Below are 12,714 nucleotides of genomic sequence, written 5' to 3'. Positions count from 1 at the left end.
TCCTGATACGGAAAACAAGGATATGGTTTTTAGCAAATACGATTTTATAACAAGGAGATGAGTTTATGAAAACAACAGCAAAAACACTATCCCGGCGTGTATTGGGCGCGATCCTCGCCCTGTGCATGCTGGCAGGGCTGCTGCCCATGACGGTGTTTGCCGCCGCACCGGCGCCGCTGTATGCGGACTGGGACGGTACTAAGGCGGAGTGGGTACAGCCGGCGGGGGATTATCAAAGGATTCGGTATCACATCTTTTTAGTGTCACGGACAGGAGCAAATGCAGGTCGTGTGGTTTTTGAAGACACAACCGAAAGGACCTCCTATGACCTGGGCAGCGCGATCAGCAGGAACGGCGCCGGTGACTATTTCTTCATTGTACAGTCGGAAACGGGTTCGTTATCGATCACGGCGGATCCGGACGACCCTAATGCACAGTTTACATGGAACGGCGACCTGAGCACGGAAGTGCAGAGCCGGACTCTATATAGCACCAGCGTCTCTCTTGAGGCTCCGTCAAATCTTCAATGGGACGGCAATGTGGTCGTGTGGGAATCTGTGGCAGGCGTAGAATTATATGACTTTCGCCTGTACCGAAATAAGGAGGAGCTTCTGCAGTATAGAGCAACGCTTTCCCCCCCAGACACATCAGGAGGTAAAGATCTCGCTTGGAATGGCGCTACAAATCCGTTTGGCGGAATCATGCAAAATTACGGAGGAGATTATTATTTTAAGGTGCGGTCGCTCCAGGAATCCGGATACACAGGCGACTGGGTGCAAAGCCCGGTCAGAAGTATAACGCTTACAAAAGTTAACGGGATCAATATCGAAAACGCATCGCTGGACGTAACCGTGGGCCAAGCGCCGCAGTTTAATGCAAAAGTGGCGGAGAGTGATTTATCTTATTATCATATCATCGAGGGCTGGGAAGGCAACGACGGCAAGATGATTACCAGCGATAATGCGATGAACGATAGAATCGCCAATAAAATCTTGCTATTTGAAGATGGAGTTACCTACGAATATTTTATTATCGTAACCGCGTATACCGGATATATGGTATCCGATGCTTCGCCTGTAAAATTAAACGGGAAAACGCTGGATTACAGTATCCCGGATAAGGCGGCCGACGGGGATGAAATAGCGGGGCTCCCCATCGGCGGCGGGTTCCATCAGGCCCAGCTGTTTGACCTTTACAGCGCGACCGCAGGGGCGGACGGCCCGGCGTTTGTTGAAATTCAAAATGCCGCGAAAAGCGCATCTTCCGTATCGGTAACGGCAAAGTGGGATGCGGGTGAAGCTACCCCGATTGTGTGCGCCGCGGTATATGATGCATCCGGCAGGATGGTTTCCATGGAAAAAATAGAAAACGCGCAAAGTACAGGTACGCAAGCCATTACGCTTCCTTTAAGCGGCAGCCTGAGCGGGGAACAGCTTACGGTCAAAGTGTTCCTGTGGAAGGACTTTTCTTCCCTGCAGCCGCTTGCCCCCTTTGATGAACAAACGGTTTAAACTTAGAAGCGAGTTAAAAGGAGATGAGCTCATGAAAAAGACAAGAAAAACATGGTCCCGGCGTATATGCGGCGCCTTGCTTGCCCTGTGCATGATAATGGAGCTTGCGCCAATGGCAGCGTTTGCTTCCAACATACCGTCGCCGCCGACCAATCTGCGGTTTGAAACCGTAGAAAGCGACCCGAAACAGGAAATGTATATCAAATGGGATAAGGTCGCCCCGCCGGAGGGGTATCAGTATGTGGAATATGAGATAGAACGGTATCACAATGGGCAGCCTGCTTATGAACCCGGTGTTGACCCGTTCCTGACCACCTATACCGTCATGCCCTTTAAAAAAGCGGTGAACCCGGCGGATGGCTACAGCTTCCGCGTGCGCGCAAGGGGGATCAACGTACTTGGGGATATTGACGCGTTCCCCGGCCCCACTACATATTATTTAGGGGAACCCGGCCCGTGGAGCGACTGGGCGGTATCCGACGGCAGCATCCAGGCTTCGGACGACCGGGGCTCCAACCAGCCGGATGAAAACCAGATGGTTCCGGGTGATTTTTTGGACGTCAATGAAAACGACTGGTATTACAACAGCGTAAACTACGTATTTGACAATGGGATTTTGTCCGGCGTGAGCGACAACGAGTTTGCGCCCAATGCGGACATGGACCGCGGCATGATTGTTACGGCGCTGTGGCGCATGGACGGCAGGAAGCAGGCGGAGGCGGTCATTTTCGCGGACGTAGCGGCGGACGCCTACTACGCGGGCGCTGTGGCGTGGGCGGCAGCCAACGATATTGTATCCGGCGTGAGCGACAACACCTTTGCGCCGGGCGCGGGCGTAACCCGCGAACAGATGGCGACCATTATGTACCGCTACGCCTACTCCAAGAATTTGGTTGCGAACGAGCCGTATAACTTAAACCAGTTTGGGGATAACAGCCAGATTTCCTCCTGGGCGCGCGACAGCGTAGCCTGGGCGGTCGGCGCGGGGCTCATTGCCGGCAAAGACGGGGGGATCCTCGACCCGCAGGGCGGCGCGACACGCGCGGAGGTTGCCACCGTCCTGATGCGGCTTGACGAATACCTGAAAAATGCGAACTAAAACCGGTTTTGGACTGCAATCCGGAACCCACCTGATTTAGAAAAGAGATGAAGTTATTATGCAAACAACAAAAACCATTACCAAACGCATATGGGGCGTGCTGCTTGCCCTGTGTATGCTGCTGAGCCTTATGCCCATGGCGGCGTTTGCGGCGGAGGATCCGGGCGCTGTCTTTGACTATCGCTTTGTCACCGAGGACACCATTGAAATCATGGGTTATAACGGCACGGAAACCGACCTGGTGATCCCCTCGCAAATCAACGGCTACACCGTGGTGGGGATAGGAAACCTTGATCTTCTGGGTGACGGCACCAATACGGTGGAATCCGTTGTTGTACCAGGCACCGTGAAATATATCAAAAGATTTGCCTATTACCCAAATACGGCTTATTCTGTAGGCAATCTGGAGAAGGTTACACTGCCGGAAGGTCTGGAAACTATTGGCGATGATGCGTTTGCAAGCGCCCCGGGCTTGTCGGAAATCAACCTGCCCTCCACGTTGAAATCCATCGGTGAGCGCGCTTTCAAGGACTGCAAGGTAGACAATTTTACCATCCCTGCCGGTGTAGAATATATCGGCGCCAATGCGTTCCTCGGCACCGAAATGGTATATAATCTGATGGAACGTGTGTGGGACGGCGGCGACCCCTTTATTGTCATCGGCGGAGAACTGGTATGCTATTTTGGGGACGATCCTGTGGTTACCGTACCGGATGGCGTCAGGGGCATTGCCACCGATGCCTTCTCCATTGCCCGCACTGAAAATTCTAAGGTTACCTCTGTCACGTTACCGGACAGCGTGGAATACATTGCGGAAAGCGCTTTTGGCGCGCAGTCGGAACTAACTACGGTAAACTTTGGCAGCGGCTTAAAAGAGATTGGGTTCGGAGCCTTTGGTGGCTGTACCAGCCTGAACAATGTCGTGCTGCCGGAGGGGTTGAAAAAAATCGGTGATAACGCATTTGCCGGCTGCAGCTCGCTTGACAGCATCAGCTTCCCCGGCACACTGGAAGTCCTTTATCCGGGAAGTCTTGAGAGAACACCGTATTGGGAGAACCTTCCAGGTGGTGAAAACTATCTTGGCGGCGTATTCTGCTTTAAGGAAACCGAACTGGATCCCTGGACGCCGCTCCATGTCGATGTCCGTCCCGGTACGCTGGGGATAATGGAATGGCAATCCAGCCACTATGACACTACCATGTCCCTCCCGGACGGGCTGCGCTATATCGGACCGAACGCGTTTCCCGATGGGATGTACGAATTAGATGATTTCACCCTGCCGGAAAGCGTCACCTATATTGATGATGTTCCAAACGGACACCGGGGCGTCCCCAAAAGCGCCCTGCGCGATTTGCCTGACGCCCTGACCTATATCGGCATGAATGCGTTTGAAAGCGATTATCAAATCGACATCGGCTATCTGGAAATCCCCAACGGCGTGAAGTATATCGGGCAAAAGGCTTTTGCCCATATCAATACCGGCTCATCCCAAAAAATGGACGTCCGTCTGCCGGACAGCCTGGAATATATGGACTGGGCGGCGTTTACGAATAACAACATCGGCCAGATCACCAACTGGTCCGCTGCCATCACCACATGGGAGGACTTTTTGTATGACTGCCAGATGGACGCCCTGACCCTGCCGGACACCATCCTCAATGTCCATAGACTGACGTCGAGTGCTATTCCCATCATAAACCTGAACCGGGCAAAGGTGATAGAAGGCTTTTACGGCTATGGGGGCGTTGATATATTATCTTATGGCGCCATCCAGCCGGGCAGCGGGACCATCCTGATGCCCAATGTGGAACGGGTGTTCCCCAATACCCATATCGGCGGCGCTGGCGCAGGCGTGGTGGTCATACCCAATATGGATGTTTACGTCCCCTTCAACGGCGTTGATGAAGGCTTTGATGAGCATTTGAAGGTTGTCATCTTTGATGAATCCATGCTGGAAGGGCTGCCCTCTGCGCCGTCAAGCGTCGCGCCAATGGTCGGCTCCTTTACCGATGTGCGGACGAACAACTGGTTTGCAGGCGCGGTGGAGTACGTGGTGAATAACGGCCTCTTTTCCGGCGTGTCGGACACCTCGTTCGCGCCCAATGAACCTGTTACCCGCGGTATGCTGGTGACGGTGCTGTGGCGGGCAGAGGGCGAGCCGGTCGCGGGCGCAAGCACCTTTGCAGACGTACCGGCGGATGCGTGGTACGCCAAGGCGGTGGCATGGGCGAACGTCAACGGCATTGTACAGGGCTATGACGCTTCCACCTTTGCCCCGGACGACCGGATCACCCGCGAGCAGCTTGCCGCCATTTTCCAGCGGTACGCGGGCTTTAAGGGTATGGAAACTTCCGGGCGCGGCGACCTGTCGCAGTTCGGCGACACGGGCGCGCTGTCAAACTGGGCGCAGGAGGGCGTGTCCTGGGCGGTCGGCGCAGGGCTCATCTCCGGCAAGGGGGACGGCGTCCTTGACCCGCAGGGCGCCACCACCCGCGCAGAAGCCGCGGCGATCTTGCAGCGGTTTTTGGAAAAATAAACAGGAACGATGTGTTCCGGCTGGAGGGGTATCCGCTCCTCCGGCCGGAATCCTTCAGACGGAAAACACGGGGACAGTTTTTGAAATAACAATGTATATAAGGAGATGTTCTTATGCAAACAACAAAAACCATTACCAAACGCATATGGGGCGTGCTGCTTGCCCTGTGTATGCTGCTGAGCCTTATGCCCATGGCGGCGTTTGCGGCGGAGGATCCGGGCGTTGTCTACGACTACCAATTTGTCACCGAGGACACCATTGAAATCATGGGTTATAACGGCACGGAAACCGACCTGGTGATCCCCTCGCAAATCAACGGCTACACCGTAGTGGGAATTGGGGATCTTGATCTTCTGGGTGACGACACCGATACGGTGGAAAGTGTCGTTGTACCAGACACCGTGAAGTACATTGAAACATTTGCCTATTACCCAAATACAGCTTACTATGTGAGTAGTCTGACGAAGGTTACACTGCCGGAAGGCTTGGAAACCATTGGCGATAATGCGTTTGCAAGCGCCCCGGGTTTGTCGGAAATCAACTTGCCCTCCACGTTGAAATCCATCGGTGAACGTGCTTTTATGAACTGCAACATAGACAATTTCACCATCCCAGCCGGTGTAGAATATATCGGCGCCAACGCATTCAACGAGACCTATATGGCGGTTCGTAAAGCAAACGAGGTAAGGGCTCGTGGCGGAGACCCCTTTATTGTCATTGGCGGAGAGCTGGTGAAGTATGCAGGAGATGATACTGTGGTCACCGTGCCGGACGGCGTCAGGGGCATTGCTACTGACGCTTTCTCCCCCTATGGCGGCGACGTCACCTCCATCACGCTGCCGGACAGCGTGGAATATATTGCAGACGGCGCTTTTGGCACACAGTCGGAACTAACTACGGTAAACTTTGGCAGCGGCTTAAAAGAGATTGGCTTTAGCGCCTTTTGGGGCTGCGAGAGCCTGAATAATGTTGTCCTGCCGGAAGGGCTGAAAAGGATAGAACAACTTGCATTCGCCAACTGCTCCTCACTGACCAATGTTACCTTCCCCAACACACTGGAAGTGCTCTATGCGGCCGATGAAAGTTCACGCACGGGAAGTTTTCAGAATACCCCGTATTGGGAGAACCTGCCAGGGGGCGAAAACTATCTTGGCAGCGTATTCTGCTTTAAGGAAACCGAACTGGATCCCTGGTCATCGCTCCATGTCGATGTCCGTCCCGGTACGCTGGGATTGGCGGCGTGGCAATCCAGCCGGCATTCCACTACCGTGTCCCTTCCGGACGGGCTGCGCTATATCGGACCCAACGCATTTCCTTATGGGATGCACGACCCCAAAATAACTGATTTCAGACTTCCGGAGAGCGTCACCTATATCGACCACGAGGCCGGCGTTCCCACAAGCGCAATGCTTGACTTACCGGATGCCCTGACCTATATCGGCGACTCTGCGTTTGTCGGAAGTGGCCAGGTTGATCTTACCTATCTGGAAATCCCCAACGGAGTGAAGTATATCGGACAGCATGCTTTCTCGGGCGTCCATATGACCTACGAGGTAGAGGTGGTCGATGGGGATGATGTATGGCGGCAAGATCGCTATTGGACATCAAAAATGGATGTCCGCCTGCCGGACAGCTTGGAATATATGGGCTGGGAGGCGTTTGCGGGTAACAACATTGGCCAGATCACCAACTGGCCTGCCGCCATCACCACATGGGATAACTTTTTGTCACACTGCCCGATGGATGCGCTAACCCTGCCGGATACAATTCTTAACATTCATGGTCTGACATCAGATTCCATTCCCGTCATAAACCTGAACCAGGCAAAGGTGATAGAAGGCTTTGACGGCTACAGAACTGTTGAAATATACACCTCTGACGCCATCCAGCCGGGCAGCGGAACCATCCTGATGCCCAACATGGAACGGGTGTACCCGAATACCCGTGTCGGCGGCGATGGCGCAGGTGTGGTGGCCATACCCAATATGGAGGTTTACGTCCCCTTCAACGGTGTTGATGAAGGCTTTGACGAGCATTTGAATGTTGTCATCTTTGAGCCGTCCATGCTGGAAGGGCTGCCCTCTGCGCCGTCGAGCGCCGCGCCAATGGTCGGCTCCTTTACCGATGTGCGGACAAACAACTGGTTTGCAGGCGCGGTGGAATATGTGGTGAATAACGGCCTGTTTTCCGGCGTGTCGGACACCTCGTTCGCGCCCAATGACCCGGTAACCCGCGGTATGCTGGTGACGGTGCTGTGGCGGGCCGCGGGCGAGCCTTCGTCAAGTGCAAGCGCCTTTGCAGACGTACCGGCGGATGCGTGGTACGCCAAGGCGGTGGCATGGGCGAACGCCAACGGCATTGTACAGGGCTATGACGCCTCCACCTTTGCCCCGGACGACCGTATCACCCGCGAGCAGCTTGCCGCCATTTTCCAGCGGTATGCGGGCTTTAAGGGTATGGAAACTTCCGGGCGCGGCGACCTGTCGCAGTTCGGCGACACGGGCGCGCTGTCAAACTGGGCGCAGGAGGGCGTGTCCTGGGCGGTCGGCGCGGGGCTTATCAGCGGTAAGGGCGACGGTATACTCGACCCGCAGGGCGGAGCCACCCGTGCCGAAGCCGCGGCGATACTTCAGCGGTTTTTGGAAAAGTAAACAGAAAAATTCCCGAAACGGCCTGACGTGGAATCCCTACCGACAGGGAAATCTATCGGGAGGTAATATTACACACATTTTTATACATGAAGAAAGGCTACGGGTATATGGATATATATAACTACAACAGCAGATAAAGAATTCAAAAATAAATCCTGTTTATTTTCATATTTTTTCTATGTAAACATACTTGCTGCAAGATATATAAATCTTGCGAGCGAGTATGTTTTTTTCTTTTCTCATTTTTTCTCTATTAGGGCCCCGCCTTCTCCAATTTGATTCAACCGCAATAAATCAGATTGGAGATAGAAAAGTGAAAATCAAGTACAAATTTGCAAACGAAACTGTGGAGATCGAGGTTACAGAGGAATGGGGCTCTATCCTCATTGATTTGGACAGGCAGGAATACAACAACAATCACAAGGAAACAAGACGGCACTGCCCGCTTAGCGCCTATAGCTATGAGGGTGAGGTTTTTTCGGTTGAGGATGAAAACCTCACGAAACTGATCGAGGACACCGAACCGGGCAAACTGCTTGCCGCCATCTTAAAACTGTCTCCCAAACAGCAGGAGCTTATCCGCTCCATCTACATAGACAAAATTTCAGTCAATGAGTATGCTAAAAGACACGGCGTTACCCAATCCGCCATATCACACAGGCTTGCAGCGGCAAAAAAGAATTTGAAAAAACTTATATAAAAAACCTCATATTTTACATTTCCCGTGGCCTTATGTTGAAGGACGTCAAAAACCAGCCTTCGGAAAGGACGGAAATGTATGAAACACAAACTGAAAATCAGTGTTTCCAGGGAGCCGAAATCGGGCGGCATTGTTGCCTGCAGGAATGTTTCACTGCGGGAAAGGCTGCTGACCCGGTTCCTCGGCGGGAAAGAACGGATGATGGTCATCGTCCCCGGCAGCAGCGTGGAGACGCTGTCTATCACCGAGCTTGCGGAAGGGGGCGTGATGGATGAGTAAAGTCCAGCTCCTACTTGACGTGGTACGGGATATGCGGTCGCTGGCCGACAGTATCCAGGCCGTGGCGGACGCCGTATCCAGCAGTGAAACACAAAGCCCCGCCGCACCAAAAGAGAAACCTGCCGAAACAACGGAGTCTCCCGCCATAACGATCGAGCAGGTGCGCGGGGTGTTGGCCGAGCTGTCGCAAAACGGAATGACAGCCGATGTGCGGGCGCTGCTCCAAAAGCATGGCGCGGACAAGCTCAGCGGAATCGACCCGGCAAAGTACAGCCTGCTTTTAGCCGACGCGGAGGTGCTTTCCCATGCCAAAAAGTAAGCACGCGGTGTTGTCGGCCTCATCGTCTCACCGATGGCTCAGCTGCACCCCCTCCGCCCGTCTGGAGCAAGAGTTTTCAGACAGCTGCTCGGAGGCGGCAGCAGAAGGGACAGCGGCGCACGCCCTTGCGGAGCACAAACTGAAACGGGCGCTCAAGAGACGCTCTCAAAAACCCATATCACCCTACGACTGCGATGAGATGGACGAATGCACAGACGGCTATGTCCAGTTTGTTTTGGAAACGCTGTCGGACGTAAAAAAATCCTGCGCCGACCCATTGGTCCTCATCGAACAGCGCCTGGACTTTTCGGATTTTGTCCCGGACGGTTTCGGTACGGGCGACTGCCTGATCGTCGCGGATCACACGCTCCACATTATTGACTTCAAATATGGCCGGGGCGTGCTGGTGGATGCGGAAAACAACCCGCAGATGATGCTGTATGCGCTGGGGGCGCTGCGTCTCTTCGATTCCCTCTATGACATCACGGAGGTTTCCATGAGCATCTACCAGCCCCGGCGGGAGCATTACAGCTCATGGAGCATTCCTGTTCCTGAGCTGATGACCTGGACGGAAACCACGCTCAAGCCAAAGGCTGCCCTTGCCTTCCAGGGTGAGGGCGAGTTCTGTCCCGGTGCCTGGTGTACCTTTTGCCGGGCGGCTGTCAGGTGCCGCGCAAGGGCTGAGGAAAAACTGGCTCTTGCCAAGTATGAGTTTGCGCCTCCGCCACTGCTGACCGATAAGGATATTGAGGACGTCCTTGCAAAGCTCGGCGATTTAACAAAGTGGGCGAAGGAAATAGCAGATTATGCCTTGGACGCAGCGCTGCGCCAGGGAAAGAAATGGCGCGGCTTTAAGCTGGTCGAGGGCCGATCAAACCGTAAGTTTTCAGACGAAACGGCAGTTGCGGAAGCGGCAAAGAACGCCGGATTTATCGATATTTACAAAACAAGCCTCATCACCTTAACGGAGATGGAAAAGCTGATGGGCAAAAAAGAATTTCAGAACATCCTTGGCGATTTGGTATATAAGCCGCCGGGCAAACCCACGCTTGTCCCGGAAAACGACAAGCGGCCGGAACTGCATATTTCAGATGCGAAAAACGATTTTAGAGAAAACATGGAGGATTGATAAAAATGGCAAATCAGAAAGATACCAAAGTTGTAACAGGTGTAGTCCGCCTTTCGTATGCGAACGTCTGGGAACCAAAATCAATAAACGGCAGTGCGGAAAAATACTCCGTTTCGCTGATTATCCCCAAGTCTGACAAAAAGACCATAGCTGCAATCAATGCGGCGGTTGACGCAGCAATCAAGGAAGGCGCCGGGAAGTTCGGCGGCAAAATCCCCAATAAAGCCGCCCTGAAACTGCCGCTTAGGGACGGTGACGCGGAACGCGAGGACGAGGCATATAAAGACAGCTTTTTTGTCAACGCCAACAGCACCACCCCGCCGCAGATTGTGGACAGCAGGGTGCAGCCGATCCTTGACCGCAGCGAGGTGTACAGCGGCGTATATGCCAGAGTCTCTGTCACCTTCTATGCCTTTAATTCAAATGGAAACCGCGGGATTGCCTGCGGGCTGGGCAATATCCAAAAGGTGCGGGACGGCGAACCGCTCAGCAGCAGGAGCAATGCGGAAGACGATTTTACCACATTGGATGACGACGATTTCTTGTCATGAAATACATAAATATTGACATTGAAACCTACTCCTCGGTAAACCTCGCCAAAAGCGGGGTTTACCGCTATACGGAGTCAGATGACTTTGAAATCCTGCTTTTCGGCTGCGCCATAGACGGCGGTGCAGTTCAGGTGATCGATCTTGCCTGCGGTGAGAAAATCCCAGACGATGTGCTTGCAGCACTTACTGATCCGGCAGTCCTCAAATGGGCATTCAACGCACAGTTTGAACGGGTATGTCTGTCACGGTACCTGAACTTGCCGGTAGGCGCCTATCTTGATCCTTCCTCCTGGCGCTGCACGATGGTCTGGGCCGCGACGCTGGGACTTCCGCTTTCGCTGGAGGGTGTGGGCGCCGTTCTTGGTCTTGAAAAGCAAAAACTGAAAGAGGGCAAAGACCTCATCCGGTATTTCTGCACGCCGGCCAGGCAAAAGGACGGGACGCTGTATCGGCGTCTCCCTCAAGACGATCCACTGCGCTGGTCGCGCTTTAAGGCATACAACCTGCGTGATGTGGAAACGGAAATGGGAATTCAGAAACGGCTCTCAAAATTTCCGGTACCTGAGTCCGAGTGGCAAAACTACCGGCTTGACCAGCAGATCAATGACCGAGGCGTTCTGCTTGACCTGGAATTGGTACAACAGGCCATGTCCTGCGACGCGGCATTTCAGGAAACCAATATGAAACTTGCCCGTACAATCACGGGGCTGGACAACCCCAATTCCGCTGCGCAAATGAAAGAATGGCTGCGCCAGAATGGCGTCATCACGGAGTCTCTTGCAAAGGATGCGGTGGTATCGCTTTTAGAAAATGCCGATGGCAGTACAAGGCTGGCTCTGCAGCTCCGTCAGGAGCTTGCAAAGAGCAGTGTAAAGAAATACACGGCAATGGAGAACGCTGTCTGCAAAGACAGCAGGGCGAGAGGACTCATCCAGTTTTACGGCGCCAATCGTACCGGCAGATATTCCGGCAGGTTAATCCAGGTACAAAACCTGCCGCAAAACCATCTGCCGGATTTAAAACAGGCGCGGTCGCTGATCCGGCAAGGGAATTTTGAGGCGGCGGAACTGTTGTACCCATCGGTGTCCACTATGCTGTCCGAACTGATCCGGACGGCTTTTGTCCCCAAACCCGAATGCCGGTTTTTCGTTGCCGACTTTTCCGCGATTGAAGCGCGGGTGATTGCATGGCTTGCCGGCGAACGGTGGCGGTTAAAGGTGTTTGCAGATGGCGGAGATATTTACTGCGCCTCCGCGTCCCAGATGTTTGGCGTCCCCGTTGAAAAGCACGGTTTCAACAGCCATTTAAGGCAGAAAGGGAAAATCGCGGAGCTTGCACTCGGCTACGGTGGATCCGTCGGTGCGCTGAAAGCAATGGGCGCACTGCAGATGGGACTTAGTGAATCGGAACTGAAACCGCTGGTGGACGTATGGCGGCAGGCAAACCCCAATATTGTACAGCTTTGGTGGGACGTTGACCGCGCAGTCAAAGATTGTGTGAAACAGAAAACCACGACACAGACACACGGCATGAGGTTTATGTATCAAAGTGGGATATTGTTCATAGTTCTGCCCTCCGGCAGGCGGCTGGCCTATGTAAAGCCCCGGCTGGGGGAAAACAAATTCGGCGGCGAGTCCGTCACCTATGAAGGTGTGGGCGCCGCAAAGAAATGGGAGCGCCTCGAAAGCTACGGCCCCAAGTTTGTCGAGAATATCGTCCAGGCAACGGCACGGGACATTCTCGCCGAAGCAATGCTGCGGCTTGGCTGGGCAGGATACAACATCGTTATGCACGTCCATGACGAAGTGGTGATAGAAGCGCCTGAAACGGCGCCGCTTGAAGAGATTTGCTCCATTATGGGACAGCCGCCTGCCTGGGCGAAAGGGTTACTGCTCCGCGCCGATGGCTATGTCTGCGACTTTTACAGAAAGGACTGATG

10 protein-coding genes are annotated in these 12,714 nt (G+C 53.8%); all 10 read left to right on the top strand.

Going from position 1 to position 12,714, the window contains the following annotated elements; translation table 11 throughout:
- Positions 1–65 precede the first annotated feature (65 nt).
- Positions 66–1,511: a hypothetical protein gene (locus INF28_RS05170; RefSeq protein WP_226392404.1), complete on the top strand. Its 1,446-nt coding sequence runs from the start codon at positions 66–68 to the stop codon at positions 1,509–1,511.
- Between the two features lie 31 nt (positions 1,512–1,542).
- Positions 1,543–2,610, top strand: a complete 1,068-nt coding sequence (locus tag INF28_RS05165) for an S-layer homology domain-containing protein (RefSeq protein ID WP_226392403.1) — start codon at positions 1,543–1,545, stop codon at positions 2,608–2,610.
- Positions 2,611–2,668: 58 nt separating this feature from the next.
- Entirely contained in the window at positions 2,669–5,146 is a 2,478-nt protein-coding gene (locus INF28_RS05160) for a leucine-rich repeat protein (RefSeq protein ID WP_226392402.1), read from the top strand.
- Between the two features lie 113 nt (positions 5,147–5,259).
- A complete protein-coding gene (locus tag INF28_RS05155; protein ID WP_226392401.1) occupies positions 5,260–7,797 on the top strand; it encodes a leucine-rich repeat protein in 2,538 nt (845 codons plus the stop codon).
- 313 nt (positions 7,798–8,110) lie between these two features.
- Positions 8,111–8,497, top strand: a complete 387-nt coding sequence (locus INF28_RS05150) for a sigma-70 region 4 domain-containing protein (RefSeq protein WP_226392400.1) — start codon at positions 8,111–8,113, stop codon at positions 8,495–8,497.
- Positions 8,498–8,575: 78 nt separating this feature from the next.
- Positions 8,576–8,776 (top strand): hypothetical protein, encoded by a 201-nt coding sequence (locus INF28_RS05145; protein ID WP_226392399.1) that lies wholly within the window; start codon positions 8,576–8,578, stop codon positions 8,774–8,776.
- The gene (locus INF28_RS05140; protein WP_226392398.1) at positions 8,769–9,095 is read left to right on the top strand and encodes an rRNA biogenesis protein rrp5; all 327 of its coding nucleotides are present in this window, start codon (positions 8,769–8,771) and stop codon (positions 9,093–9,095) included. Before INF28_RS05145 ends, INF28_RS05140 begins: the two co-directional genes overlap by 8 nt.
- Positions 9,082–10,224 carry a DUF2800 domain-containing protein gene (locus INF28_RS05135; RefSeq protein ID WP_226392397.1) on the top strand — a complete coding sequence of 381 codons (1,143 nt, stop codon included), beginning with the start codon at positions 9,082–9,084 and terminating at the stop codon, positions 10,222–10,224. Before INF28_RS05140 ends, INF28_RS05135 begins: the two co-directional genes overlap by 14 nt.
- A gap of 5 nt (positions 10,225–10,229) precedes the next feature.
- On the top strand, positions 10,230–10,775 hold the full coding sequence (locus INF28_RS05130) for a DUF2815 family protein (RefSeq protein ID WP_226392396.1): 546 nt from the start codon (positions 10,230–10,232) through the stop codon (positions 10,773–10,775).
- Positions 10,772–12,712, top strand: a complete 1,941-nt coding sequence (locus tag INF28_RS05125; RefSeq protein WP_226392395.1) for a DNA polymerase — start codon at positions 10,772–10,774, stop codon at positions 12,710–12,712. The genes INF28_RS05130 and INF28_RS05125 overlap by 4 nt, the downstream gene beginning before the upstream one ends.
- Positions 12,713–12,714: the final 2 nt, after the last annotated feature.

Origin of the sequence: Ructibacterium gallinarum (assembly GCF_014982785.1) — a bacterium.
Taxonomy (GTDB): domain Bacteria; phylum Bacillota; class Clostridia; order Monoglobales; family Monoglobaceae; genus Ructibacterium; species Ructibacterium gallinarum.
The sequence above is the reverse complement of the archived record's forward strand: the minus strand, read 5'-3'. Positions and strand labels throughout refer to the sequence as shown.

What these genes read in the sequence shown, in the direction of transcription:
- INF28_RS05170 (WP_226392404.1), top strand. Translation starts at nt 66, where the DNA reads ATGAAAACAACAGCAAAAACACTATCCCGGCGTGTATTGGGCGCGATC.
- INF28_RS05165 (WP_226392403.1), top strand. Translation starts at nt 1,543, where the DNA reads ATGAAAAAGACAAGAAAAACATGGTCCCGGCGTATATGCGGCGCCTTG.
- INF28_RS05160 (WP_226392402.1), top strand. Translation starts at nt 2,669, where the DNA reads ATGCAAACAACAAAAACCATTACCAAACGCATATGGGGCGTGCTGCTT.
- INF28_RS05155 (WP_226392401.1), top strand. Translation starts at nt 5,260, where the DNA reads ATGCAAACAACAAAAACCATTACCAAACGCATATGGGGCGTGCTGCTT.
- INF28_RS05145 (WP_226392399.1), top strand. Translation starts at nt 8,576, where the DNA reads ATGAAACACAAACTGAAAATCAGTGTTTCCAGGGAGCCGAAATCGGGC.
- INF28_RS05140 (WP_226392398.1), top strand. Translation starts at nt 8,769, where the DNA reads ATGAGTAAAGTCCAGCTCCTACTTGACGTGGTACGGGATATGCGGTCG.
- INF28_RS05135 (WP_226392397.1), top strand. Translation starts at nt 9,082, where the DNA reads ATGCCAAAAAGTAAGCACGCGGTGTTGTCGGCCTCATCGTCTCACCGA.
- INF28_RS05130 (WP_226392396.1), top strand. Translation starts at nt 10,230, where the DNA reads ATGGCAAATCAGAAAGATACCAAAGTTGTAACAGGTGTAGTCCGCCTT.
- INF28_RS05125 (WP_226392395.1), top strand. Translation starts at nt 10,772, where the DNA reads ATGAAATACATAAATATTGACATTGAAACCTACTCCTCGGTAAACCTC.